We start from the raw sequence: 24,282 nt of genomic DNA on the forward strand, positions 1-24,282 counted from the left end.
CGGACTCGCTTGTCATTAATGGGAAGTCAGTAACGGAAAACGTAAGGTCCAGCAAAGCCCGCTTAGCGGCGCATTGGATGCCTCAAGCGTTGCACCGTGCGCAATCACCAAGGCGCTTGCAATGGATAGCCCAAGGCCACTACCGCCGCTTGCCCGATTGCGTGACCCTTCAACACGGTAAAGGCGCTCGGTAAGCCGGGAAAGCTCACTTTCCGGAACGCCCGGTGCGCTATCCTGCCAAACAATCACCGCGTGGGCACGCTCAATGTTGAGCGTTACTTGAAGTTTGCCCGGTGCATCGGTGTAGGCGCAGCTGTTATCCAACAGATTATTCCACAGCTGATGCAGTCGCTGGGCATCACCTCGAATCATTACATCGGGGGCAATGTGCGTCGTCAGTGTAAGGCCGCTGCCATTGAGCCAGCGGTCCGCATCTTCAAGGCGGCTGGCCAGGCTGTCGCTAAGGTTCATGGGGGCCAGATGAATATCAAGCGCGCCAGCATCGCTTTGCGAAAGCAGGCGTAAATCGGCGACCAGGTGCTCAAGCTGGGCAACTTCCTGCGCCAGCGAGCTGAGGTTTTCCTGATTCAGCGGGCGAATGCCGTCCTGCATGGCTTCAATTTCACCACGCAGCACGGCCAAGGGCGTACGCAGTTCGTGGGCGGTGTCGGAGACCCAGCGTGCACGGGCGTCACGGTTGGCTTCTAACGTGGCGGCCAGTACGTTGAAGTCTCGCGCCAAACGGGCAAGCTCATCCCGACCACGTTCAGGTAGGCGAGTATGGTAGTTGCCTTCGGTAAGCCGCCGCGTGGCGATAGCCAGTGCCCGAGTACGTCGACTTAACCACCACGAGAGCCCGGCGGCCAGCAGCAGCGATGCTAGCCCAATCGAGATAACAATAATGACCAGATTGCGCTGTTGCAGCTCTAAAAAGCGATTTTCCATGCGCTCCATCATCTGCTGAGGAGGGCGAAACCCTAACGAGCCAATGGCCTCGCTGTCGCTGTCGCTGTCGCTGTCGCTGTGAAGCGTGAGCCAGCGCCAATCGCCGGGGCCCATGCGGCCATTCATGGGCGGAATCACAAACTCACCGTTTGGCGCACGCAGCGCAAAATCCTGCGCTTCGCCCAAGGGTGAGGGGCGTTCACGATGCTCCTGACCCAGTTCAAAGCGCACGATATGCGGCCAGCGTTCCGGGTTGTGTTCAAGCCAGCGCCAGTCCTGTTGGGTCTCCCAGCGGGTAATCAAACCATCGGCCAGCAGCATGGCACGGCGTTCCTGGGCCTGGTTTAAATAATCGATAAAACCACGGTCGATACTGTAGGAAACGGCTAGAAACATGGTGGCGGAAATGGCCACGTTAACGCTGAGTATGGCCGAGAACAGCTTTAGTCCTAGCCGCGAAGGGCGCCAGGTGGGCAAGGTAACGGCCATTAGGAGGCGCCCTCCTGAAGAGGTTGCCGAGGCATGCTAAGTCGCTCGCGCCAGTTCTCCAGGCCCAGGTAAAGGCAGGGCACCAGTATCAGCAAAATGGCCGTCGCGAAAATCATGCCAAAGCCCAGCGAGATCGCCATGGGGATCATAAAGCGCGCCTGTCGCGAGGTTTCCAGAATCATGGGCGCCAGGCCCAGAAAGGTGGTAAGTGTGGTCATCATGATAGGCCGCAGGCGCCGGGTAGCAGCCGCCACAATGGCAGCGCGTGGCGCCATCCCTTCGCGCCGCTTGCGGTTGGCGTAATCAATCAGTACCAGTGCATCGTTAATCACCACGCCGGAAAGCGCCAGCATGCCCAGCAAGCTGATAATCGAAAGCCCAAACCCCATAATCATGTGGCCCACCACGGCACCAACAACGCCAAACGGAATGGCCGCAAGTACCAGCAAGGGCTGCAAATAGCTTCTGAAGGGAATCGCCAACAGCGCGTAAAGGGCGGCCAGCATCAGCCACATGGCGGTGCGAAGGGCGGCCAGGTTGTCGGCGGTATCCTGCTGGCGACCGCCCAGGCTGACCTCAAGCCCCGGCCAGGAGTTTGTAAGCGTTGGGAACACGTCTTCTTGAAGGGTGGCCAGTACCTGGTTAATGGTTTGGTCGCCCTCTGAATCCGCCGTCACGGTGATAATGCGCCTGCCATCTATGCGCTGCAGACTGCTTGAGGCTTGGCTTAAGGTAATGTCTGCCACGCGAGAAAGCGGCACGCTAAGCCCGTCGGGCGTGCGTACGGGCATGCGGTAAAGTTCGTTTAAGCTCGCGCGGTCGGTTTCGGGCAGGCGCACCTCTACGCTGATCTCGCTACGCCCCACAAACTGCTCAACCGCCGTGGCGCCCTGTAAAGGTCCGCGCAGTGCCTGGGCCAGGTCGCTGCCGGTCAGGCCCAGCGCTCGGCCTTCTGCGGAAAGGCGCATTTCAAGCTGGGGTTTGCCATCGCCAATCCCGCTGTCAATATCGGTCAGCCCATACTCACCAAGCACTTCGGCCAACCGGGCAGCGGCGGCTTCCAGCACTTGGGTGTCGGGGTGAGATAAGCGCAGGCTGAGCGCAGCGCCGCTGCCGGGGCCACCAAAATCTGACTCAAAACGTACCGACTGAGCGCCAATTAAATCCCCTGCCAGCTCACGCCATTCACCTGCAATACGTGAAGGCGGCCAGACGTCCAGGCTGCTACTTGCGATATCGAGCCGTACCTGCAGTTCTTCGCCATCCAAGCGGCTGCGCGTGCTGCTAAAGGCTAGCGTCTCTTCGCGCTCGCTCAGCTGCTGGGCGGCGTCCAGTAGCTGTTGGCTAAGCTCTCGGCTAACGCTGATGTTGGTGCCAATCGGCAGCGTTACCGTTGCCTGAACCTGATCGGATTCGGCACGCGGCATGAGTGAAAAGCCCAACCGTCCACTCATGGACCATGCCAGCACTACCACCAGCACCGCAACACCGATGGAGATGCTCAGTAAGCGTTGATTAAGTGCGCGTTGTAGAAACGGCTCAAACTGATGGTATGTGAAGTGATGCAGCCCGCCCTGCAGGCGCTGGCGCAACGCTTCCAGCGGCCGTTGCCAGGCCGGTGTTTCACGCGGTTTACGGCTATGTGCCAAGTGGGAGGGGAGGATAAACAGCGCTTCGGCCCAGGAGATCAAAAACACCGTGACGACCACCACGGGCAGAGTGGCAAACAGCATGCCCAAAAAGCCGGGTAAAAACAGCAGGGGCAGAAACGCCACGATATTCGACAAAATGGCAAAGGTGAGCGGAACGGCAATTTCACCTGCCCCTTTGACCGCCGCATCGCGCAGCGAGTAGCCTTCCTCGCGATAGCTGTAGATGTTTTCGCCCACCATGATCGCATCATCCACCACGATCCCCAGCGCGATAATGAAGGCAAACATCGACATCATGTTCAGCGAGACGCCGATCCAGGGCAGGAACAGCATGGCGCCCAAAAAGGCTGTAGGAATACCCAGCGTGACCCAAAATGCTAGCCGCGCTTCAAGAAACAGCGCCATGAGCACCATCACCAGCGCTAGGCCCATCCAGGCATTCTTTAGCAGCAGGCTTAAGCGGTCTTCGTATATTTCCGAGCTGTCGCGTGCAACGTCCAGGCTAACGCCCGGCGGTAGCCCCGCTCGCAAGCGCTCCAGTTCGCCGTAGACCGCCTCGGAAATGCTGGTCGGGGTTTGGTGGCCAATTTGATAAATGTTGACCGACAGGCCCGGCTCGCCATTATAAAACTCTTCACGATCCGTTTCGGCAAAGCCGTTGCTTACACGGGCGATATCACCCAGCAAAATGGGCGTGCCCTGGGCAGTGGTAAGGATTGGCAGGTCGGCAAACTCGGCGGCGCTGTTGCGTCGGCCTTGGTAGCGCACCAGCCATTCGCCTTCAGCCGTGGTGAGTTGGCCGCTTGCCAGGTCCAGCGCTTCAGCTCCAATGCGGCTGGCAAGCTGCTGATGATCAAGCCCGTAGCGCTCAATAGCTTCTTCATCCAAGTGAATCTGGATCTCGCGCTCGCGATTACCCGAAAGCTCGGCGCGTGAAATACCCTCAGCGGCCTGCAGTTCAGCGCGCACATCCTCGGCGGCGTCGTGAAGGGCGGCAAGCCCAACCGAGCCGTAAACCTGAAGGCTGACCACACTGCGCGATCTGCCCGCTAGTGTGAAGCGGGGCGGGTCGGCGGCACTGGGTAGGGTAGTGATGGCGTTGACCGCCTGCTGAATATCCTGATAAACGCGCATCACATCGACGCCGTCAATCAGCGTCGCGCTGACCATACCGCTGCCTTCACCAGCGCTGGAGGTCAGCTCATCAATACCTTCTACATTCGATACCGCCGCTTCAACGGGGAGCAGTAGGCTCTGCTCGACATCTTCTGGCGTGGCGCCGGGGTAGCTGATGCTGACCTGAACAATTTCAATTTCAAACTCAGGAAAGACCTCTTTTTTAATCGCGAGCGATGCCATAAGGCCCCCCACGATAAACAGCAGCATCAGCAGGTTAGGCGCAACGCCATGGTCAATCATCCAGGCAAGCGGGCCGCGACGCATTAGCTGCTCTCCTCATCACGGGTGGGCGCATCGTTGCGCGAGCGAACGCGAACCTGTTGTCCTTCCTGGGGCTGGGCAAGTCCTGAAGTGACAACGCGCTGGCCAGCCTCCAGGCCGCTGCGCACCAGCGCTTCATTTTCACCCCGATAGGCAAGCGACACCGTTGTGCTGTGTAGGCGGTCTTCATCGTCCACCCACCAAACGCGCTCGCCCGGGCGTAGCGCCGCTGAGGGCAGGGCAATCAGGTCTTCCTGCGCCTGAGTTTGGAAGGCTATTCGCATTACATCGCCCAAGCGCAGCGCGGGGCCATCGGTATCCAGCGCCAATGGGTCATTCACCGCAATCAACAGCTGTGCCTGAAGTCCGCTCTCTTCCAGATTAGGTAAGATCGATATCAGTGCGCCTTCCCGCGAAGCGCCTTCTGGCCAGCCCCGGCTGGTAATCGTGACCTGACTACCCGGCGCCAGCCATTCAAGTGCATCGCCGGGCAATGAGGCGCGCACCCAGAATTGCTCAACACCGACCAGGTTAATCACCTCGGTTCCTTGGCTTAGCAGGCTGCCAGCGCCCACCAAGCGCTCTTGCACCATCGCCTTCCACGGGGCGGTCAACGTTGCGCGCTCAAGGTTGAGCGCTGCCTGGTCGCGTATTACACGTGCCTGAGTCAGTTGAGCCTGGGCCTGGCGAAGTTGAGGCTCGCGCAGGACCAGCGAGCGTCGCTCGGCGGAAAGCTGGCGCCCAAACGACTCGTACTCACTACGGGCGCGCTGCTGTTCGGCATTTTCAAGCGCCACCTGCGCTTGGGCGTTGCTTAGCTGGGCCTCGGCGTCCTCCAGGGCAAGGCGCAAATCGGCTTGGTCGATATATGCAACGGGCGCGCCTTCCTCAACGACCTGGCCTGGAAAAACGCCCTCTCCAAAGCGTTCCAACTGACCTGCCACGCGGCTGGCCAGCTGGGTTGTCTGCTCAGCTTCTACTCGCCCAAAGCCGCTCAGTAGAGGCGATAGGGCGCTCTGTTCGACCGTCATGACATTGACGACAGGCGGCGTGGGTGGCGGGGGAGCACGCCGCTCAATACGCGGTGGCTGGCTGATAATCCACCAGGCGCAGGCTAAGCCGATGGCAAACACCAACAGGGCCAGCACGGCGCCTAAACGGACACGGCCTTGTTGCATCGAGGAGAAAGAGTCATGAGGTTTTATTAACACGGAGTACCCGTTGCAAGAGCGAAAACGTAGTAAAAGCGAAAATTCCGGTATAAGAAGCGTATCATGCTAGCATCACGCACTGGCTCGCAGAGATTAGGTAAGCATTATGAAAATAGCGTGCAACTCTTCGCTAACCTAAACACCTGCGACTTATCACGACACCTATTTCTCATAAATACCGCCCGGCCGATGAGTCTTGTGCAAGCGTATGAAAAACACCGCCACCCGCGATAAGTTAATTGATACTGGTGCTGAGCTGATTACCCAACAAGGGTATAACGCAACGGGCATCAATGCCGTACTTAACGCCTGCGGCGTGCCCAAGGGGTCGTTTTACCATTACTTTTCCAGTAAGGAAGATTTTGGCCTGGCGGTGATTGAGCGGTTTGCCAACGACTATGATGCTAGTCTGGTCGCTCTGCTTGAAGATCCGATGACACCCCCTCTTGACCGCCTGAAGCGCTACTTTGCCACCAGCCGCGCTTACATGAGCGAGCGCGACCATGCGGCCGGTTGCTTGATTGGCAATTTAGGTCAGGAGATGGCGGGGCAGAGTGTTCGCTTTCGCGAGGCGCTTAATCACGCGTTCCTGCGTTGGGAAGCACGCTTTGCTCACTGCCTGCAGGCAGCCCAGGCCCAGGGGGCTCTCACTCAAGCACTGGACCCGCATCAGTTGGCAAGCTTTATTCTTTCAGGCTGGGAAGGGGCAATTTTGCGTGCCAAGACGCTGAAGTCAGACGCGCCTATGGAAGTGTTTGAAAAGCTGCTGTTCGAGCAGGTGCTGACGTCGCCAGTGACTGATTAACCCTTCAAACGCCCCTGCTTTGATGCACTAAGCGAGTGGCATGAGTGGAAGGCAAAGCGCTGCCTCGCGGCCACTATGTTGCTAAAGCCTTCCCTGAGGTGCTGCTATGCGAAGCATGGGCGTTTCTGCTCAGTGCTGAATAAGCGCTTAACGAGACTTACCAAGACGAAGCGGGTCAAAAACTGGATAATGGGTGGCAATTCGCCGAGGGCTCTGTTTTCAACCGCCCAGGCACACTCATTGCTCTGGATGCCCGCTCATGGAAATCAAAGTCAACTATCTCGATAACCTCCGCCTCGAGGCCAAGTTCGACGACTTCACCGTTATTTCAGACCAGCCGATTCGCTATAAGGGCGACGGCTCGGCGCCTGGCCCGTTTGACTACTTCCTGGCGTCATCCGCCATGTGTGCCGCCTACTTTGTGAAGGTGTACTGCAACGCGCGGGATATCCCTACCGAAAACATCCGCCTCTCGCAGAACAATATCGTCGACCCCGAAGACCGCTATAAGCAGATCTTCAAGATTCAGGTCGAGCTTCCCGAAGATATTTCCGAGAAAGATCGCCAGGGCATTCTGCGCTCGATTGATCGCTGCACGGTCAAGAAGGTCGTTCAAACCGGCCCCGAGTTTCAGGTCGAAACCGTCGAGAATATCGATGAGGATTCCCAGGCGCTGTTGATGGGTGCCCCGGAAGGCAGCGAGCGCACCTATATCGAGGGAAAGGATTTACCCCTTGAAGATACCATCGCCAATATAAGCGCGCTGCTGGCTGATCTTGGCATGAAGATCGAGATCGCCTCCTGGCGTAATATCGTGCCTCATGTCTGGTCGCTGCATATTCGCGATGCGGCCTCGCCCATGTGCTTTACCAACGGCAAAGGTGCCACCAAAGAGAGCGCACTGTGCTCGGCGCTGGGCGAGTTTATTGAGCGCTTGAGCTGCAATTTCTTCTACAACGACCAATTCTTCGGTGAAGAAATCGCCAATAGCGACTTCGTGCACTACCCCAATGAGAAGTGGTTTAAGCCCGGGCCCAACGATGAGCTGCCCACTGAAATTCTCGATGAGCACTGCCTGGCGATCTACAACCCGGAAGGCGAGCTGTGCGGCTCGAATCTGATTGACACCAACTCCGGCAATGAGGCGCGCGGCATTGTCTCGCTGCCCTTTGTGCGTCAGTCGGATGGCGAGACGATCTACTTCCCCTCCAACCTGATCGAAAACCTGTTCTTGAGCAACGGCATGAGCGCGGGCAACACGCTGGTGGAAGCTCAGGTGCAGTGCCTGTCAGAAATTTTCGAGCGAGCGGTCAAACGAGAAATTCTGGAGCAGGAAATGACCCTGCCAGATGTACCGCAAGATGTGCTGGCGAAGTACCCAAATATTGTTGAAGGCATTAAGGCGCTTGAGGCTCAGGGCTTCCCTGTGCTGGTAAAGGACGCCTCCATGGGCGGTCAGTTCCCGGTGATGTGCGTGACCTTGATGAATCCGCGCACCGGCGGCGTGTTCGCCTCCTTCGGCGCCCACCCAAGCTTTGAAGTGGCGATAGAGCGCAGCCTGACCGAGCTTTTACAGGGTCGCAGCTTTGAAGGCCTGAACGACCTGCCGCTGCCAACGTTCAACTCGCAGACCGTGTCCGAGCCCAACAACTTTGTTGAACACTTTATCGACTCCTTTGGTGTGGTTTCCTGGCGCTTCTTCAGTGCCAAGGCGGATTTTGAGTTCAGCGAGTGGGATTTCTCCGGCACCAATGAAGAAGAGGCCGAAACGCTATTTGGTATCTTCGAGGAGTTGGGGGCGGAGGTATACATGGCGGTCCATGAGGATCTCGGTGCGCCGGTGTGCCGTATTCTGGTGCCGGGCTACTCTGAGGTGTATCCGATTGAAGACTTGATCTGGGATAACACCAACAAGGCACTTGATTACCGTGAGGATATTCTCAATCTGCATCAATTAGAGGATGACCAGCTCACCGATTTGGTCGAGCGCCTCGAAGAGAGCCAGATGGATGATCACGTCGATATCACCACCCTGATCGGCATTGAGTTTGATGAAAACACGGTATGGGGCCAGCTCACCATTCTGGAGCTTAAGCTTCTGGTCTACTTGGCGCTTGGCCGTCATGAAGAAGCACTTGATTGCGTGCAGATGCTGCTGCAGTACAACGACAACACCGTTGAACGTGGTCTCTTCTACCAGGCGATGAACGCGGCGCTGGAAATTGCCCTGGACGACGAGCTTGAAATCGACGACTACCTGCCTAACTTCCAGCGCATGTTTGGCGAAGAGACCATGGCGGCGGTTGTCGGCTCGGTGGAAGGCAGCGCGCGCTTTTACGGTCTGACGCCCACCAACATGCAGCTTGATGGTTTGGAGCGTCATCAACGTTTGATTGAAAGCTACAAGAAACTTCACGCCGCGCGGGCGGCAAAAGCGGGCGCTTAATCGCCTCCCGTTTTCACTTGTTCAATGGAAATGCATGACACCGATGGCATTCAGCACTCCCTTGATGACCGCAGCGCTAACGTTCGTATGCACCTAAACAGCAAGCTGGAGAGCTACAGCACGTATTAAACGGGAGTAGTTTTAAAACGCTGTGGGGGGTAGCTCACAGCGTTTTTGTAGCGTGCAATGAAGCGTCAAAGCGAGAGAAAAAACAGAATCAAAGGGGGCGAGAGCAGCGAAAGAATAAACCCGCTAACCACCGCGATGGGCACGCAGGCGACGCCGCCGTGCTGTTGAATCACAGGTAGAGTAAAGTCCATTGACGTGGCACCGCCGTAGCCAATGGCAAGGGCGGTGTGGCGGTGGATCACTAGCGGAATCAAAATAAACGCCAGGAGTTCCCGGGAAAGGTCGTTAAAAAATGCCACGCCGCCCATTAGCGGCCCTAGCTGGTCACCAATTAAAATGGCTGAAAGCGAATACCAGCCGAAGCCAGACGCCATGGCGAGTCCTTCATTCCAGCTAAGCGAGAGCAAGGGGGCGGCAGCCAATCCCGCTAGTAGCGAGCTAACGGCCAGCGTTATCGCAATAGCAAGCCCCAACCGGTTGAGCAGAATTTGCTTAAGCGGCATGCCGGAGTTGCGTAGCTGACAGCCGATCAGTACTAGCAACGCGTAAAGCACCCATTCAGCTAACAGGTCTGAGGCGGTAAAAAGCGTATCACCTAGCCTTGGGCCCAGCAGCAGGCCTGTAATAACGCCGACCACCACCACGGCCAGCAAGAGTAACGAGCCTTGCATGGCGGCCAGCTTACTGGTCGGTGCGTTTTTAACGACAGGTGAATCCCCCGTTTGTAGGGCTACCTGGCGAGACAGCCACCATAAAGCGGCCAGGTTAAACGCCGTGGTAATACTAAACAGCAGCAATGCATTGCCCCCCAGCCGCGAAAGCTGGCTGGTTAGATTTTCAAGCCCGGCAAGACTTACCCCCATGAAGAGCAAAATAAGATAAACCGAGCCGCTAACGGCACGGTTGATCAATTGCTGGAGGTAAGGAGAGCGAATGCGTAATAAATAGCCCACTATCAGAGGCAGAAGAACAATCAATAATCCAGACAGCATGTAGGGTGTGGCGCCTTAAGGGTTAAATTGAGTAAGCCTAATGCGGGTTTGGCGGCGACCCTCTTTTTGATACTCCGCCGAGACAATCAGGCCGGGCCAGTCTGGGTGAAAGTTGATTTCCAGATGGCGGTCGGGCTTTTCGATATCCGTCAAAATGACCTGCTGTATCTCAAACTCACCAGCGGGCACGTTGACGATGTGCGTGCCTGGTATGGCGTAGTACTGGAGGTGCTCATCTCGGCCGCGGTGGTCAACAAAATCGAGATCACAGGGTGCGCTTTGTGTACATGTTTCATGGCCTGCACGCCGAGAGAGATCAACCAGCGCGGCTTGACGATCAAGCGCCGCAATATCGCTATCGGTTAACCGGTAGCTGTCGCCTACGCCAAGAAGCGAGTAGCTGCTGCTAAAAAGCAGTGAACGGACGGCGTCCTCACCCACTGAAAAGCGGCTGTACTCCTGGCCGCTGACTATGGCCAATGAAAAGCGCATATCGCTTAGCCAATGCTGGCCTTCCTGGCTGAGCGTATGGGTAATCGTTGCACTGGGCCAGTTGCGGGTTTCCAGCCGGTATTGCGCTTTAAATGGCACTATGTCTGCAAGATTGCTGGCGGCTTCTTCGCTTGCATTGACCGGTACAGCGCTGAGTAATAGCCAAGCGGTGCCCAGTAGTATACAAGCCGATACAACATTTAAACGGGCGAGTCGCATCCTGATTCTCCTTAATGAGCAAGCGGTCCCTGCTAGCTAGCGCTGTTTGCAAATAAACCCAATAAGCTGAGCCGTCTTGGGTTCAAAGGCCTGCTTGCATATCTGTCATGCATTTCCATGGCCTGGCATATATTTCGAGCGCCTTTAGTGGGTATCTTAACATTTGATGCGCACGTGATGCGGTCGGTGTATCACTATGAAAGAAGCGCCTCCCGCTGCGTGTAGGCAGAGGCGCCCATGCTGGTTTTAACGGACTTAGTATCCTTGTGTGGGGTTAACCGTAGGCAGGTCTTCACCCGCCTCAAAGGCATGCAGGTAGGCAATGACCTGGTCAATCGCATCGTTCACCGGGGTGGGCGCTGCCATGTGGGGGGTGACGATGACGCGGGGGTGCTGCCATAAGGGGCTTTTAGCGGGCAGCGGCTCTTCACAAAAAACATCCAATAACGCGCCGCGCAAGTGGCCTGGAGTAGCGTTATCACCCAGTGCCTCAAGAAGCGCCTGTTCATCAATCAAGCTGCCTCGGCCTGGGTTGATCACGCTGGCGCCCTTGGGCAGTTTGGCGAGCCGTTCGGCGTTAAGAATACTCCGTGTGGCGGGAGTGTCGGGCAGGATAGTAACCACGCTTTGCACTTGGCCAAGAAGCTCGTCCAGTCCTTCATCACCATGTAGGCACTGTACACCTGTGATGGCTTTGGGTGAACGACTCCAGCCCAGCACCGGAAATCCCGCTTGCTGCAAGGCGCTGGCAACCTGCGACCCGATAGCGCCCAGGCCGAGTATACCTACTGGCCAATCAGCTTTATCTACCAAGCGTTGCGGCTGCCATTCAGCGTTGGCTTGCTGAGCGGTGTAACGGTCCATACTGCGGTAAAAATGTAAGACGCCATAAAGTACGTAGTCGGCCATTGGCTCGCTCATGCCCGCATCGCGCAGCTTCACGATGGGAATATTGGCGGGCAGCCCTGGCGTGCCGAGTAAGTAATCTACTCCTGCGCCCAGGTTGATGATGCCTTTAAGCCGAGTCTGCTCTTTCAAGAGATACGCAGGGGCTTTCCATACCGCAAGATAGTCAGCATCTTGTCGTGCCTCTTCGGGAGCGTCGCTGGTCACGACCGTTGCGTTAGGAAGCGCTTCGGAAAGGGCGTCGCGCCATTGAGTGGCATCATCGGTGTGCACAACAATTTTCATTTCGGCTCCTGCGTGGTGAATGGGTGTCTCTCACTCTATTTATTTATCATGGGGAGGTTGTCTGCACGCTGCAAGTCATAACGCGTCACGATAGAACGAAGCGTTAGGCCTACATTGATCTCCGTGTGGTGGAGAGCTACCGGGGTGGCCGTACGTTGGCGCATTTTCGGCAGTTGGTTGAAAACAAACTTGAAAATGAGCCGCTGATTGGCCCCGGTGAGCGCGCGGTGCTGAGGCTTTTGCGTAGCCGGTTAAGAGAGCCGGCAACATGAGTTAAATAAAGGCTTTGACCCGCAACCACGGGGTGGTGCTAGTATCGGGCTAAGACGACATTGGCAAGCCTTCCATGGCGGTAGCCTGGTCGCCCTTGTGCCCCGTTGCTTGGCGTAAAAAACGCGCACCGGTTCTTGGTGATCTTTGATGGTGAGTTGCCCGATGACTCAGGTTTCCCTGCCCTTCACGCGTGAAGAGTATGCACAGCGCTTGTGGAAGGTGCGTGCTGAAATGGCCGGCCGCGGCATTGATGTATTGATCGTCAGTGATCCGTCGAATATGGCATGGCTGACCGGCTACGACGGCTGGTCATTCTACGTCCACCAATGTGTACTGGTTGGCCTGGAAGGCGAGCCGGTATGGTTTGGGCGTCGTATGGACGCTAACGGCGCGCTGCGCACCTGTTGGATTGACCCAGTTAATATTACTTATTATCCGGATTACTACGTTCAAAATCCGGATATGCACCCGATGGATTATCTGGCGCAGTCGATCTTGCCTGATCGCGGCTGGCATACCGGCGTAGTGGGTATGGAGATGGATAACTACTATTTCACCGCCAAAGCCTACCAGAGTCTGCTACGCGAGCTGCCCCACGCGCGCTTTATCGACGCCAATGCGCTGGTGAACTGGTGCCGGGCAATCAAGTCGCCTCAGGAAATTGCCTATATGCGCATTGCCGGCAAGATTGTTGAAGGCATGCACTCGCGTATTCTGGAAGTCATCGAGCCAGGGCTTCCCAAGAGTAAGCTGGTCTCGGAAATTTACCGGGTGGGGATAGAAGGCTTTTTCGATGAAAATGGGAAAGTGTATGGCGGCGATTACCCTGCCATTGTCCCCATGCTGCCAACCGGTAAAGATGCCGCTGCTCCACATTTGACCTGGGACGATACGCCGTTTCGTGAAGGCGAGGGCACGTTCTTTGAGATTGCCGGAGTATTCAAGCGCTATCACGCGCCCATGTCGCGCACCGTATTTCTGGGACGACCGCCGACCGACTTTATTCGCGCTGAATCAGCCCTTCTGGAAGGTATCGAAAACGGCCTGGACGTTGCTAAGCCGGGAAATAGAACGGCGGATATCGCCATGGCGCTGGGTGCGGCGATGGATAAATACGGTTTTGACCGCGGTGGTGCACGCTGCGGTTACCCTATCGGTATTTCGTATCCACCGGACTGGGGCGAGCGCACCATGAGTTTGCGTCCTTCGGATGAGACCATCCTGCAGCCCGGTATGACCTTTCATTTTATGCCTGGGCTTTGGGTGGAGGATTGGGGGCTGGAAATTACCGAAAGCATCCTGATTACTGAAACAGGCTGCGAGACGCTGGCCAACTTTCCACGGCAGTTATTTGTTAAATGATGATAAGTCGTTAAAGAATAAGCCGTTATAACTGATTAAGGAGTCGTTATGACCCTGCGACCAAGCCCGATTTCCGCAACTGTCGACTTTGATGCTGACGGCGTGCAGCACGGTTTTTTAAAGCTGCCCATCTCCACCGATATCTCGGCCTGGGGGGCGGTAATGATCCCGGTTACCGTGGTGAAAAATGGCGAAGGCCCCACAGCGCTATTAACCGGTGGCAACCATGGCGATGAATACGAGGGGATTACTTCGCTGCTCAAGCTTGCCAATGCGCTCACTGCAGAGGACGTCAGTGGGCGGGTGATTATTGTGCCGTGCATGAATACGCCCGCCGTTATGGCCGGTAAGCGGACATCACCGATGGATAAGGGCAATCTTAACCGCAGTTTCCCCGGTGACCCCAACGGCAGCGTAACGCTGCAAATTGCCGACTACTTTACCCGCGTTTTGGTGCCCATGAGCGATGTGGTACTGGATCTACACTCCGGTGGCCGCACGCTGGATATTCTGCCGTTTGGTGCTTCTCATGTGCTGGATGATAAAGCTCAGCAACAGGCCGCGCTGGAAGGCGCCAAAGCGTTTGGTGCGCCTTACGCCATGGTGATGTTTGAGCTGGATGCCGAAAAACTCTTCGATACTGCCTGTGAGCGCCAGGGCAAGGTGTTTGTGGCCACAGAGCTTGGCGGTGGTGGCACCTCCACGCCACAAAGTATGGCGATTACCGAGCGCGGCGTACGTAACTTTCTGATCCATTACGGCCTGCTAGAGGGCGAGGTGGATATGCCGCAAGGCGGCCAGGTCTATCTCGATATGCCAGACGCCAGCTGCTACGTACAGAGTCAGCACTCCGGCATACTTGAGCTTTGCGTGGCGCTGGGCGATGCCGTGACCAAAGGGCAGGTGTTGGCTTACGTATACGATATGACCCGTACCGGTAGCGAGCCGGTTGCCTACCGCGCCGAACGCGATGGCATTTTGATGGCCCGGCGCGCCCCGGCCCTGGTCAATATGGGGGACACCATTGCGGTGATTGCCGATGTCGTCGACCGCCTGGAGGCATAGCCCAAGGCATGATAAAACTCGACCGTTTTGATCTTAAAATTCTCGATATCCTTTCCCGTGATGGGCGGATCACCAAGTCCAAACTGGCCGAGGCGATTAACCTCTCGGTCAGCCCCTGCTGGGAGCGGGTTAAACGCCTGGAAAAAGCCGGGATCATTCAGGGCTATACCGCACGCATCAATGCCGATGTACTGGTGCCGCGCAACCCTGTGTGGGTGCAAATTGAGCTTACAGCCCACAACGCCGCAAGCTTTGCGCGCTTTGAAGCTTTGGTCATGGATACGCCAGAGGTCACCGAATGTGTCGCCGTCGGCGGTGGGGTTGATTATCTGGTGAAGTTTGAAGCTCGCACGATTGATAGCTACCAGCGGCTCATGGATAAATGGCTGGTTTCTGAGGCGGGCATTGAGCGTTACTTCACCTATATCGTGACCAAAACGGTTAAGCGTCAGCCGATTGGTATTGATGTTGACAACGTTCTTTAACGGCGTTTCTTGGCCCTCACGCGTTCCCTCCAAAAAAACACGCTGCTAAACGTCCATAGACAAAAAAAGTCGCACGATAAGCCCTGGTTTTCAAAAACACTTCGTGCGTCTTCTCCCTTACGCTAGGCACATCGAAAGGATCGACCAAAAGCCGGTCTTTTCAATCGTCAACGTGCAACGGTTTGTCGCCGGTTAATGGCTTCAACCAGGGGAGGGGCCCATGACCACACTATCGACCACGCTGGTTAAACGGCTAGAAGATCCGCGCCTGTTTCGCCAGTACGCTTATGTGAATGGCAAGTGGACGCATGGGGAAGGTGGCCGTGAAGAAGCGGTGTATGACCCAGCAACCAACGAAGCGATCGGGCATATCCCTCTGCTTGAAGCCGAGCAGATTACCGCGGCGGTGGATGCCGCTGAGGCAGCCTTTGTTCACTGGCGCGCACTGCGTGTCGATGAACGCTGCGAGCGCTTGCTGGCCTGGTACGATTTGATTCAGGCCAACCGCGAAGACCTGGCGACCATCATGACCCTGGAGCAGGGAAAACCGCTGCCCGATGCGCGGGGCGAAGTAGAGTACGGAGCAAGTTTCGTGCGCTGGTTTGCGGAAGAGGGTAAGCGCACTTACGGGGAAACGATCCCCAGCCATATTCCTAATGCCTCGCTGGGCACTATTAAAGAGCCTGTTGGTATTGCCGCGATGATTACGCCGTGGAATTTTCCGCTGGCAATGATTACCCGTAAAGCGGCGGCCGCGCTGGCTGCTGGCTGCCCGGTGATTGTGAAACCGGCCAATGAAACGCCTTTTTCAGCGCTGGCGCTGGCAGAATTAGCCGAGCGGGCAGGCATACCGGACGGTATCTTTAACGTTGTCTTGGGTGAGCCTGCCGAGGTTTCTAAAATACTGTGCAGCGAGCCACGCATCCGGGCGCTATCGTTTACCGGCTCCACCCGCGTTGGCCGCCTGTTAATGGAGCAAAGTGCGGGAACCGTTAAGCGCCTTTCACTGGAGTTGGGCGGTAATGCGCCGTTTATCGTTGGGCCGGATATGGACCCCAAAGAGGCGGCTTACGCGGCGGTAGACGCCAAGTTTCAAACGGCGGGGCAGGACTGTTTGGCGGCCAACCGGATTCTGGTGCACGAATCCATTCATGACGCCTTTGTTGAACAGTTTACCGAGCGCATGGCGGCATTAACCGTCGGCAATGGTTTGCAGGGCGAGATCGATCTTGGCCCGCTGATTCACCGCCAGGCCGTAGAGAAGGCCGCCTCGATTGTCGATGACGCGATTTCTCGGGGCGCCACGCTGGTGATGGGAGACCAGAACCAAGCGCCGGGCGAAAACTTCTTTATGCCGGTGCTATTAACAGGCGTAACGCCACAAATGAAAGTCTGGCGGGAAGAGAACTTTGCCCCCGTGGCCGGGATTACCGCTTATTCGAGCGACGAAGAAGTTATTGAGCTTGCCAATGATACTGAGTATGGCTTGGCGGCCTATGTGTATACCCATGATATTCGCCGGATCTGGAAGCTGATGCGTGCGCTGGAGTACGGCATGGTCAGTGTAAATTCCGTCAAGATGACCGGCCCACCGGTACCCTTTGGCGGCGTGAAGCAGTCTGGCCTTGGCCGTGAGGGCGGCGCCACCGGTATCGACGAGTATCTCGAAACCAAGTATTACTGCTTAGGCGCGCTGGGTTCTGTATCAGGGAGCTAGAGTAGATAGTTTCGCAGTAGAGGCTAGTTAGGCACTAAGCGAACCGTCTTTTTCAGGGCCGAAACATGCTCCATTCAGTTTCGGCATTCCCGCCATCCATGGCGGTCAGTGAAAAAGCCGAGCGCCCAGGGATGGGTTTACAGCGTGTTCGCGTGTGACTAACCAGCCGTGAAGCCCGCAATATTTCAAATTCCTTCCCGCTGATCGGGGAGGTTTATCGTACAGAGAGAACGTTATGAGCCAACATCAGGATCTGATCGAACGCGACCGCAAAGTCACTTTTCACGCCTCTACCCATCTGCGTGACTTCGCCCATGGCGATGCGCCGGGCCGTGTGATTACCGGTGGTAAAGGCATTAATATCGTGGATAAGGATGGCCGCGAATTTATCGACGGCTTTGCCGGACTTTACTGCGTTAATATCGGTTATGGTCGCACGGAAATTGCTGAAGCCATTTACAAGCAGGCGATGGAGCTCTCTTACTACCACACCTATGTCGGCCACTCGAACGAGCCGCAGATCACGCTTTCCGAGCGTATTCTGAAAATCGCTGGCATGAACATGTCCAAGGTCTACTACGGCATGTCGGGCAGTGACGCTAATGAAACCCAGCTGAAAATTGTGCGTTACTACAACAACGTACTCGGCCGCCCGCAGAAGAAAAAAGTCATCTCGCGTATGCGCGGCTACCATGGTTCGGGCATTGCTTCTGGTTCCTTGACCGGTCTTAAGGCGTTTCATGACCACTTTGACCTGCCGATTGATACCATTCGGCATACTGAAGCGCCGCACTACTACCTGCGTGCCGCCGAGCAGCATGGCATGACGGAGCTTGAGTTTTCCTCCTTCTGTGCCGACAAGCTGGAAGCGATGATCCTCGAAGAAGGCCCGGATACGGTGGCGGCGTTTATCGGCGAGCCGGTATTGGGCACAGGCGGTATCGTACCGCCGCCCGAAGGTTACTGGGACGCGATTCAGGCGGTATTGGCCAAGTACGATGTACTGTTGATTGCCGATGAAGTGGTATGTGGCTTTGGACGTACCGGGTCTGATTTTGGTAGCCACCACTACAACATGAAGCCGGACCTGGTCACGATTGCCAAAGGCCTGACCAGCGCCTATCAGCCGCTTTCTGGCGTGATTGTGGGTGAAAAAGTATGGCAAGTGCTTGAGCAGGGCACGGGTGAGTTTGGCCCAATCGGTCACGGTTGGACCTACTCTGGCCACGCGCTGGGCTGTGCCGCCGGTATTGCCAACCTGGATATCATCGAGCGTGAAAACCTGGTGGGCAACGCGGCTGAAACCGGTGCCTACTTCCAGGCGCAGCTTAAGGCCACGTTTGAAGGCCATCCGCTCTTGGGGGATGTACGCGGTGTTGGCTTAATGGCCGCGCTTGAGTTCTCACCGGATGCCAAGCAGCGCCTGCACTTTGACCCCGCCCTCAAAGTGGGACCGCGAGTGGCCGCCGCCGCCATGGAAGAGAACCTGATTGCTCGCGCCATGCCCCAAGGCGACATTTTAGGTTTTGCGCCTCCGCTGACCATTAACCGCGCAGAAGTTGATGACGTGATTGGCCGTGCCAAGCGCGCCATTGACCGGGTAACCGATGAACTTACCCGCTCAGGCGATTTAAAAGCGGGCCATCAGGAAGCTGCGTTGACGATTTAATGAAAAGACGCTGATCTGGTAACGCCGCTGCTTACTTATGCAGCGGCGTTTTTGTTTTTGGGGTGGGAAGCTATGCTACTAAATACAGTGACGGTGAACGGATACATTAGGAGTGGCTATGCAACCGGTATTGGCTTTCGATGTATATGGCACGCTGATTGATACCCAAGGCGTTACGGCGGAACTCGAACGGCGACTTAACGATGCCTCCAGCGCTGAAGAATTTGCCAAGCGCTGGCGGGAAAAGCAGCTTGAGTACAGCTTTCGTCATGCCTTAATGGGCGCTTATGTGCCTTTTTCAGAATGCACGAGAGAAGCTCTGGTGTTTACCAGCCGCGCGCTGCAAGCAGGTCTTTCTGACAATGACCACGACCACCTCATGGATGTATATGCAGAGCTTCCAGCCTTCCCGGATGTGGTGGATGCGCTTGATCAGTTGCGTGATGCGGGCATTCGTTGTGTGGCGTTTTCCAATGGCACGACGGAGGCGGTAACTCAGTTACTGGTACGTGCCGGTGTAGAAAACCACATGGATGCGGTGATCAGCGTGGATGATATCAAGCGCTTTAAGCCAGACCCGGCGGTATATAGCTATCTTCGCTCACAGCTGGAAGCGCGCCCTGAGCATACCTGGTTAATTTCAAGCAACGCCTTTGATGTGATTGGTGCAACCCATGCCGGGCTGCGAAGTGCCTGGGTGCGGCGTCATTCCGATGCGCCCTTTGATCCCTGGGGCATTGAACCTGATATGACGGTGCCTGACCTGGAGGCCTTGGCCGAGCGTATTATTCGCCAGGTTGTTAACCGATAAGAACAAGCCGCATAATGACGTACGATTCATATATCAGGACGCGATCATGTCAGAGAAAATTTACTGTATTGCTGGCTTCAAACCCAAACCAGGCAAAGAAGAAGCGGTGTTCAAAGCGCTTCAGTCGCTGGAGCCAAACACACACCGGGAAGATGCCTGCATTCACTACACGGTGACCCGCCAGATCGATAATCCCTTCGCTCAAGGCACCAGCTATCCGATTGTATTCCATGAAATCTGGGCGAGCCGTGAAGAGTTTGAAGCACATTGTCAGCGTAAAGAGATCCAGGACTTCTTTGCCAAGCACGTTGAATCACCGGATGGCGATATCGAAGATGCCAACGTATGCGTGTATACCGATGAACCGTGGAATTTTGATGCCCCCAAGGTATAACCCCAGCGTGTAGAATGGGTCCACGACACCGATAAGCACGGAGCAAACATGACCGAAAAGAAAATGAACGTTGAAAGCTTTAACCTGGACCATACCAAGGTTAAAGCGCCTTATGTACGTCTTGCTGATATCAAGCAGGGCCAGAACGGCGACCAGATTCATAAATATGATCTGCGTATCTGCCAGCCGAACAAAGAGCACATGGAGATGCCTGCGCTGCATTCTCTTGAGCACTTGATGGCTGAACTATCGCGTAATCATACCGATAAAGTGGTCGATATCAGCCCGATGGGCTGCCAAACCGGCTTTTATATCGCGATGATCAATCACGATAACTACGACGACGTGTTAACCATCATTGAGCAAACGCTGAACGACGTTCTGGTGGCCACTGAAGTGCCTGCCTGTAACGAAATGCAGTGCGGCTGGGCCGCGAGCCACAGCCTGGAAGGCGCCCAGAAGCTCGCCCGTGACCTGCTTGCCAAGCGTGGCGAATGGACGGAAGTGTTTGCATAAAACGGCCTTTTCAAACCGTTTTTAAGACCGTTCGTTTGACGCCGCTGCAGAGAAAACAAGAACGCCTTCTTCACGGAGGCGTTTTTGTTTGGGCGTTTCTTATAACCGCGTATCAGCGGCCAATTGCTCGATAGAGCGGGCGACGTCCTGAGCGTCGTGGAGAATCTTGTTCACAATCGCATCAATTTCGCTAACCCTGGATTGCCCGGCTTTGCTTTGTTGAATGACCTGTTGCATGGCTTTGAGTATTTCCCCTTGAAGGGTATGACGGCCATTGAGTCATTGAGCGCCTTTAGCCACGGCCTTTTGCCGTTGAGATTCTTGATGATGCTGGGTGGCATCATTCGCTACTTTCAGGATTTACGTCACATGGCTTCGAAAATTTCGTATAGGCACATACGTCGCCTCTAACCAGACTTCTTCGTTCGCACGTACGCGACAAAAATGTCCCTGACGGCTATCCCCTTGCCGCTAATGAGTGCCAAAGCTGTTGATGTTCGGCGCTGCTGACTTCCAGTTCATCACAAAACATGCGGTGATGCTTACCCTTTATACCGTCTAACTGCGTAACGAAGATGACAAGTACCAGCTATAGAGAGGAGGAAATTGAGCCAGCAGGGAGCGCTATCCATGCCTAAAAAGGCGTACAGAGGTCTATTGACAGACATCTAGATTGCTCCTATAAACACTTATACTCACCACCTCAGGTTCTCATGTTCCTTCTCATCACGATTGCCACGCTTTCCATCGCACTGTCTTTTTTGTGTTCTATTCTTGAAGCGGCTTTACTCTCTATTACGCCCAGCTATATTGCCAGGCTAAAAGAAGAGAAACCCAAGCTGCATGCCTCGCTTAATCAGCTTAAGACCAGCATTGACCGGCCCTTGGCGGCGATACTGACGCTTAATACAATTGCGCATACCGTTGGTGCAACGGCAGTGGGCGCGCAAGCGGCAGTGGTATTCGGCGAAGCCTCCATCGCCATTGTGTCTGCTGTCATGACAATGCTGATTCTGGTGCTGTCTGAAATTATCCCCAAGACGATTGGCGCCACTTATTGGCGCGGGCTGGCACCACTTTTGCCGCGTTTACTAAAGCCGATGATAGTGGGGTTACTGCCCTTTATCTGGATGTCGGAGCAGATTACGCGTCGGCTGGGTACGTCAGAGCATGATGTTGATCTACGTGATGAGATCAAAGTGCTGGCGCGCGTAGGGCTTGAGGAAAAGGTGTTGGATGCCGACGAGTCGCGCACCATCATCAATATGCTTAACTTGCATGACATTGCCGTAAGCCAGGCTATGACGCCAAGAACGGTATGCGTGACAGTGCCCCCTAATATGGACGTCAAAACATTTGATCAGCAGTACGGGAAGACATCCTTTACGCGCTTTCCCGTTATGGATAACGGTGAAATGGCCTTTGGCTATGTGCATAAATCCGATATGTATCACGCCGATGACGCCAAGACCATGCGCGAGCTTATGCACCCCATTGGCAGTGTCGATATTGCGCACAATGTAGAGCAGGTTTTTGCTTCAATGCTCAAGGACCATCTGCACATGCGCGTTGTGTATGACGAGCATGGCACCTTTGTAGGCCTGATTACGCTTGAAGATATTATTGAAACCATCCTGGGTCAGGACATCATTGATGAGACTGACAGCGTGGCTAATTTAAGGCATCACGCCAAGCAGCGCTGGCTGACACGTGTAAAGCATAAAGACCCCAAGGCTAGCGCTTAGGCTAGCCGTGCGAAAGGGTACTTCAAAAGTGACGGGAGCTGACCTTTGAACGTCAGCCAATAGCACGGGTGAATATTCGCTTTCTTAGCACTAAATGTTCTATAGTGGATTGCTTAAAGGTGGTTTAAGGTATTAAAAGCAGTAATCACCCGCGAAGGAGGCACAATGTCATTACGTATTAATGCGGTCGTTCCCGATTTTGAAGCACAAACTAGCCAAGGGCCTATCCAGTTCCACGAGTGGATTGGTGATAGCTGGGCTATTTTATTTTCACACCCCAAGGACTTTACGCCGGTTTGCACCACGGAGTTTGGTGCTGTAGCCACGCTAAGCGCCGAGTGGAAAAAGCGCGGTACTAAAGTGATTGGTGTGTCGGTTGATGGCGTTGAGGATCACAAACGCTGGGCCGACGATATCACCCGGTATAGCGGCAGCGACGTTGATTTTCCGATCATCGCCGATGAAGGCCTTAAGGTTTCCAAACTGTTTGATATGCTGCCCGAAGATGCCTATCTGCCGGATGGCCGTACGCCAGCCGACAGCGCCACGGTACGCTCGGTGTTTATCATTGGGCCGGATAAGCAGCTAAAGCTATCCATGACCTATCCCATGACGGTAGGGCGTAATTTCGCTGAAATTCTACGTGCTCTGGATGCCCTGCAGGCAACCGTTAAGCACGGTGTGGCGACTCCCGCTGATTGGACAGTTGGCCAGGATGTTATTATTCCGCCAAGCGTTTCAGATGACGATGCCAAGCAAAAATTTGGTGAGTTTGACGCGGTGCTGCCTTACCTGCGTAAAACATCGCTAAAATAAGCGCGCAGTCATAGCGTTCTTACTAAAGCCCCAGGGTTATTAACGCCTTGGGGCTTTTTTAATGGCGCCTGATAACCCATGACGATGTTGCTAACACACGTTGTTTAAGCGTCGTTGTTACGCTTGGTCTGTTAGTTTAAGGCTTTGGTTAGCCGCTGAGCTTTCGCGATGGTTTGGGCGGCCTGGTCTGTATCACGCATAACGCATAACGCATAACGCATAACGCGGTGTAAGTGGTTTAGGTCGTTTCGCCCTCTTCAATACGCTGTGCGATTGCTGGTTTGCTGGCAGTGAGCAAGCAGGGCTCGTAACCAAAAGCGCCCTTGATGAAAGGGCGCAGATAGCTAACGAAACGTATTCAAGCCGAATATTTAGGCGTGGATGTACTCAACCAGCGCTTGTGCAAAGGTATCGGTGTTGCCTGTGCCGCCCATATCGGGCGTGACCATGTCACGGCGGGTTTCTAACACCGAGCGAATGCCGTGACGGATAGTTTCGCCTTTGACTGCCATGCCCAAATGATCAAGCAGCTGTGCGGCAGCCAACAATAGAGCGCAGGGATTGGCGAGCTTTTTACCCGCAATGTCAGGGGCTGAGCCGTGTACCGCTTCAAAAATCGCCGCTCTTTCACCAATATTAGCGCCAGGTGCCAAGCCCAGCCCGCCCACCAGGCCTGCACACAGGTCTGAGAGAATATCGCCAAACAGGTTCGTGGTAACCACTACATCAAACTGATGCGGGTTCATCACCAGCTGCATGCAGGCGTTATCGACAATCATCTCTTGAAACTCAATGTCGGGATATTCGCTTGCGATCTCACGCGCCACATCCAAAAACAGCCCAGAGCTGGTCTTGATAATATTGGCTTTATGCACTGCAGTGACCTTTTTCCGGCCACTGCTTTTGGCCAGCTCAAACGCATAACGCACAATACGCTCGGAGCCTTTACGGGTTACCTTGATCACCGAAATGCCGGTGTTACCGTCGTCGATCATCTCCTGGCCGTCAGACAAATACGCACCTTCGGTATTTTCGCGTACGGTGATCATGTCGATATCTTCAAAGCGCGAACGAGTGCCAGGAAAGCTGATCGCCGGGCGTACGTTGGCATAAAGATCAAAGTGACGGCGTAGCTGTACGTTAATGGAGGAGAAGCCCTTGCCAATGGGCGTGGTCAGCGGGCCTTTTAAGGCAATGCCGTGTTTCTCTATAGCATCAAGCGATGCTTGCGGGATCAACGTTCCATGATTTTCCAGCGCTGACAGGCCTGCATCCACAAACTCGTATTCAAAGCCGCACTCAAGCGCATCGAGCACGCGCAGGGTGGCATCCATAATTTCAGGCCCAATGCCATCGCCTTTAATCACCGCAATTGAATGGCTCATGTGCTACTCCTCTGGAAGATGGGAACGCGTTGG

The 24,282-nt window shown here is 55.2% G+C and carries 20 protein-coding genes; 12 read left to right on the forward strand and 8 right to left on the reverse strand.

From position 1 onward, the window contains the following. Positions 1-15: 15 nt before the first annotated feature. Genes FKN99_RS08550 through FKN99_RS08560 form a run of 3 tightly spaced genes read right to left on the reverse strand, consistent with a single transcriptional unit; the run spans position 16 to position 5,704 of the window. On the reverse strand, positions 16-1,434 hold the full coding sequence (locus tag FKN99_RS08550; protein WP_172117465.1) for an ATP-binding protein: 1,419 nt from the start codon (positions 1,432-1,434) through the stop codon (positions 16-18). Then, the gene (locus tag FKN99_RS08555; RefSeq protein WP_172117466.1) at positions 1,434-4,529 is read right to left on the reverse strand and encodes an efflux RND transporter permease subunit; all 3,096 of its coding nucleotides are present in this window, start codon (positions 4,527-4,529) and stop codon (positions 1,434-1,436) included. The genes FKN99_RS08550 and FKN99_RS08555 overlap by 1 nt, the downstream gene beginning before the upstream one ends. After that, entirely contained in the window at positions 4,529-5,704 is a 1,176-nt protein-coding gene (locus FKN99_RS08560; RefSeq protein WP_172117569.1) for an efflux RND transporter periplasmic adaptor subunit, read from the reverse strand. The genes FKN99_RS08555 and FKN99_RS08560 overlap by 1 nt, the downstream gene beginning before the upstream one ends. Positions 5,705-5,945: 241 nt before the next feature. On the opposite strand from FKN99_RS08560, the gene FKN99_RS08565 reads away from it, so the two are divergent. Together FKN99_RS08565 and FKN99_RS08570 are read left to right on the forward strand one after the other, a co-directional pair. Then, entirely contained in the window at positions 5,946-6,542 is a 597-nt protein-coding gene (locus tag FKN99_RS08565; protein ID WP_172117467.1) for a TetR/AcrR family transcriptional regulator, read from the forward strand. Positions 6,543-6,801: 259 nt separating this feature from the next. Further along, the gene (locus FKN99_RS08570; RefSeq protein WP_172117468.1) at positions 6,802-8,988 is read left to right on the forward strand and encodes an OsmC domain/YcaO domain-containing protein; all 2,187 of its coding nucleotides are present in this window, start codon (positions 6,802-6,804) and stop codon (positions 8,986-8,988) included. 194 nt (positions 8,989-9,182) lie between these two features. On the opposite strand, the gene FKN99_RS08575 is transcribed toward FKN99_RS08570, so the two are convergent. The 3 genes from FKN99_RS08575 to FKN99_RS08585 all read right to left on the reverse strand — a co-directional run bounded on the left by FKN99_RS08575 (position 9,183) and on the right by FKN99_RS08585 (position 12,011). Beyond that, a complete protein-coding gene (locus FKN99_RS08575) occupies positions 9,183-10,109 on the reverse strand; it encodes a lysine exporter LysO family protein (RefSeq protein ID WP_172117469.1) in 927 nt (308 codons plus the stop codon). 15 nt (positions 10,110-10,124) lie between these two features. After that, positions 10,125-10,820 (reverse strand): hypothetical protein, encoded by a 696-nt coding sequence (locus tag FKN99_RS08580; RefSeq protein WP_172117470.1) that lies wholly within the window; start codon positions 10,818-10,820, stop codon positions 10,125-10,127. A gap of 255 nt (positions 10,821-11,075) precedes the next feature. After that, a complete protein-coding gene (locus FKN99_RS08585) occupies positions 11,076-12,011 on the reverse strand; it encodes a 2-hydroxyacid dehydrogenase (RefSeq protein WP_172117471.1) in 936 nt (311 codons plus the stop codon). A gap of 435 nt (positions 12,012-12,446) precedes the next feature. Between FKN99_RS08585 and doeA the strand changes: the two genes are divergently transcribed. The 8 genes from doeA (at position 12,447) to FKN99_RS08625 (ending at position 20,303) form a co-directional block, all read left to right on the forward strand. Then, positions 12,447-13,646 carry an ectoine hydrolase DoeA gene (gene doeA, locus FKN99_RS08590; RefSeq protein WP_172117472.1) on the forward strand — a complete coding sequence of 400 codons (1,200 nt, stop codon included), beginning with the start codon at positions 12,447-12,449 and terminating at the stop codon, positions 13,644-13,646. Positions 13,647-13,694: 48 nt separating this feature from the next. Further along, the gene (doeB, locus tag FKN99_RS08595) at positions 13,695-14,711 is read left to right on the forward strand and encodes a N(2)-acetyl-L-2,4-diaminobutanoate deacetylase DoeB (RefSeq protein ID WP_172117473.1); all 1,017 of its coding nucleotides are present in this window, start codon (positions 13,695-13,697) and stop codon (positions 14,709-14,711) included. Positions 14,712-14,719: 8 nt separating this feature from the next. After that, positions 14,720-15,196, forward strand: a complete 477-nt coding sequence (locus FKN99_RS08600; RefSeq protein ID WP_172117474.1) for an Lrp/AsnC family transcriptional regulator — start codon at positions 14,720-14,722, stop codon at positions 15,194-15,196. A 220-nt stretch (positions 15,197-15,416) separates the two neighbouring features. Beyond that, positions 15,417-16,913 (forward strand): NAD-dependent succinate-semialdehyde dehydrogenase, encoded by a 1,497-nt coding sequence (locus tag FKN99_RS08605; protein WP_172117475.1) that lies wholly within the window; start codon positions 15,417-15,419, stop codon positions 16,911-16,913. 235 nt (positions 16,914-17,148) lie between these two features. After that, entirely contained in the window at positions 17,149-18,582 is a 1,434-nt protein-coding gene (locus FKN99_RS08610) for an aspartate aminotransferase family protein (RefSeq protein WP_172117476.1), read from the forward strand. A 118-nt stretch (positions 18,583-18,700) separates the two neighbouring features. Next, positions 18,701-19,393 (forward strand): haloacid dehalogenase type II, encoded by a 693-nt coding sequence (locus tag FKN99_RS08615; RefSeq protein ID WP_172117477.1) that lies wholly within the window; start codon positions 18,701-18,703, stop codon positions 19,391-19,393. 46 nt (positions 19,394-19,439) lie between these two features. Then, positions 19,440-19,787 (forward strand): putative quinol monooxygenase, encoded by a 348-nt coding sequence (locus FKN99_RS08620; protein ID WP_087111984.1) that lies wholly within the window; start codon positions 19,440-19,442, stop codon positions 19,785-19,787. A gap of 48 nt (positions 19,788-19,835) precedes the next feature. After that, a complete protein-coding gene (locus FKN99_RS08625; protein WP_087111986.1) occupies positions 19,836-20,303 on the forward strand; it encodes an S-ribosylhomocysteine lyase in 468 nt (155 codons plus the stop codon). Positions 20,304-20,402: 99 nt separating this feature from the next. Here FKN99_RS08625 and FKN99_RS08630 read toward each other — a convergent pair whose 3' ends face one another. Then, positions 20,403-20,540 (reverse strand): hypothetical protein, encoded by a 138-nt coding sequence (locus tag FKN99_RS08630; protein ID WP_172117478.1) that lies wholly within the window; start codon positions 20,538-20,540, stop codon positions 20,403-20,405. A gap of 476 nt (positions 20,541-21,016) precedes the next feature. Between FKN99_RS08630 and FKN99_RS08635 the strand changes: the two genes are divergently transcribed. Together FKN99_RS08635 and FKN99_RS08640 are read left to right on the forward strand one after the other, a co-directional pair. Continuing rightward, positions 21,017-22,048, forward strand: a complete 1,032-nt coding sequence (locus tag FKN99_RS08635) for a CNNM domain-containing protein (RefSeq protein ID WP_172117479.1) — start codon at positions 21,017-21,019, stop codon at positions 22,046-22,048. 165 nt (positions 22,049-22,213) lie between these two features. Next, positions 22,214-22,864: a peroxiredoxin gene (locus tag FKN99_RS08640; protein ID WP_087111990.1), complete on the forward strand. Its 651-nt coding sequence runs from the start codon at positions 22,214-22,216 to the stop codon at positions 22,862-22,864. 371 nt (positions 22,865-23,235) lie between these two features. Here the strand turns inward: FKN99_RS08640 and FKN99_RS08645 are convergent, their stop codons facing one another. Then, positions 23,236-24,249, reverse strand: a complete 1,014-nt coding sequence (locus FKN99_RS08645) for an isocitrate dehydrogenase (RefSeq protein WP_172117480.1) — start codon at positions 24,247-24,249, stop codon at positions 23,236-23,238. Positions 24,250-24,282: the final 33 nt, after the last annotated feature.

Origin of the sequence: Halomonas hibernica, assembly GCF_013183775.1 — a bacterium.
GTDB lineage: Bacteria > Pseudomonadota > Gammaproteobacteria > Pseudomonadales > Halomonadaceae > Vreelandella > Vreelandella citrativorans.

What these genes read in the sequence shown, in the direction of transcription:
- FKN99_RS08550 (WP_172117465.1), bottom strand. Translation starts at nt 1,434, where the DNA reads ATGGCCGTTACCTTGCCCACCTGGCGCCCTTCGCGGCTAGGACTAAAG.
- FKN99_RS08555 (WP_172117466.1), bottom strand. Translation starts at nt 4,529, where the DNA reads ATGCGTCGCGGCCCGCTTGCCTGGATGATTGACCATGGCGTTGCGCCT.
- FKN99_RS08560 (WP_172117569.1), bottom strand. Translation starts at nt 5,704, where the DNA reads ATGCAACAAGGCCGTGTCCGTTTAGGCGCCGTGCTGGCCCTGTTGGTG.
- FKN99_RS08565 (WP_172117467.1), top strand. Translation starts at nt 5,946, where the DNA reads ATGAAAAACACCGCCACCCGCGATAAGTTAATTGATACTGGTGCTGAG.
- FKN99_RS08570 (WP_172117468.1), top strand. Translation starts at nt 6,802, where the DNA reads ATGGAAATCAAAGTCAACTATCTCGATAACCTCCGCCTCGAGGCCAAG.
- FKN99_RS08575 (WP_172117469.1), bottom strand. Translation starts at nt 10,109, where the DNA reads ATGCTGTCTGGATTATTGATTGTTCTTCTGCCTCTGATAGTGGGCTAT.
- FKN99_RS08580 (WP_172117470.1), bottom strand. Translation starts at nt 10,820, where the DNA reads ATGCGACTCGCCCGTTTAAATGTTGTATCGGCTTGTATACTACTGGGC.
- FKN99_RS08585 (WP_172117471.1), bottom strand. Translation starts at nt 12,011, where the DNA reads ATGAAAATTGTTGTGCACACCGATGATGCCACTCAATGGCGCGACGCC.
- doeA (WP_172117472.1), top strand. Translation starts at nt 12,447, where the DNA reads ATGACTCAGGTTTCCCTGCCCTTCACGCGTGAAGAGTATGCACAGCGC.
- doeB (WP_172117473.1), top strand. Translation starts at nt 13,695, where the DNA reads ATGACCCTGCGACCAAGCCCGATTTCCGCAACTGTCGACTTTGATGCT.
- FKN99_RS08600 (WP_172117474.1), top strand. Translation starts at nt 14,720, where the DNA reads ATGATAAAACTCGACCGTTTTGATCTTAAAATTCTCGATATCCTTTCC.
- FKN99_RS08605 (WP_172117475.1), top strand. Translation starts at nt 15,417, where the DNA reads ATGACCACACTATCGACCACGCTGGTTAAACGGCTAGAAGATCCGCGC.
- FKN99_RS08610 (WP_172117476.1), top strand. Translation starts at nt 17,149, where the DNA reads ATGAGCCAACATCAGGATCTGATCGAACGCGACCGCAAAGTCACTTTT.
- FKN99_RS08615 (WP_172117477.1), top strand. Translation starts at nt 18,701, where the DNA reads ATGCAACCGGTATTGGCTTTCGATGTATATGGCACGCTGATTGATACC.
- FKN99_RS08620 (WP_087111984.1), top strand. Translation starts at nt 19,440, where the DNA reads ATGTCAGAGAAAATTTACTGTATTGCTGGCTTCAAACCCAAACCAGGC.
- FKN99_RS08625 (WP_087111986.1), top strand. Translation starts at nt 19,836, where the DNA reads ATGACCGAAAAGAAAATGAACGTTGAAAGCTTTAACCTGGACCATACC.
- FKN99_RS08630 (WP_172117478.1), bottom strand. Translation starts at nt 20,540, where the DNA reads ATGCAACAGGTCATTCAACAAAGCAAAGCCGGGCAATCCAGGGTTAGC.
- FKN99_RS08635 (WP_172117479.1), top strand. Translation starts at nt 21,017, where the DNA reads ATGTTCCTTCTCATCACGATTGCCACGCTTTCCATCGCACTGTCTTTT.
- FKN99_RS08640 (WP_087111990.1), top strand. Translation starts at nt 22,214, where the DNA reads ATGTCATTACGTATTAATGCGGTCGTTCCCGATTTTGAAGCACAAACT.
- FKN99_RS08645 (WP_172117480.1), bottom strand. Translation starts at nt 24,249, where the DNA reads ATGAGCCATTCAATTGCGGTGATTAAAGGCGATGGCATTGGGCCTGAA.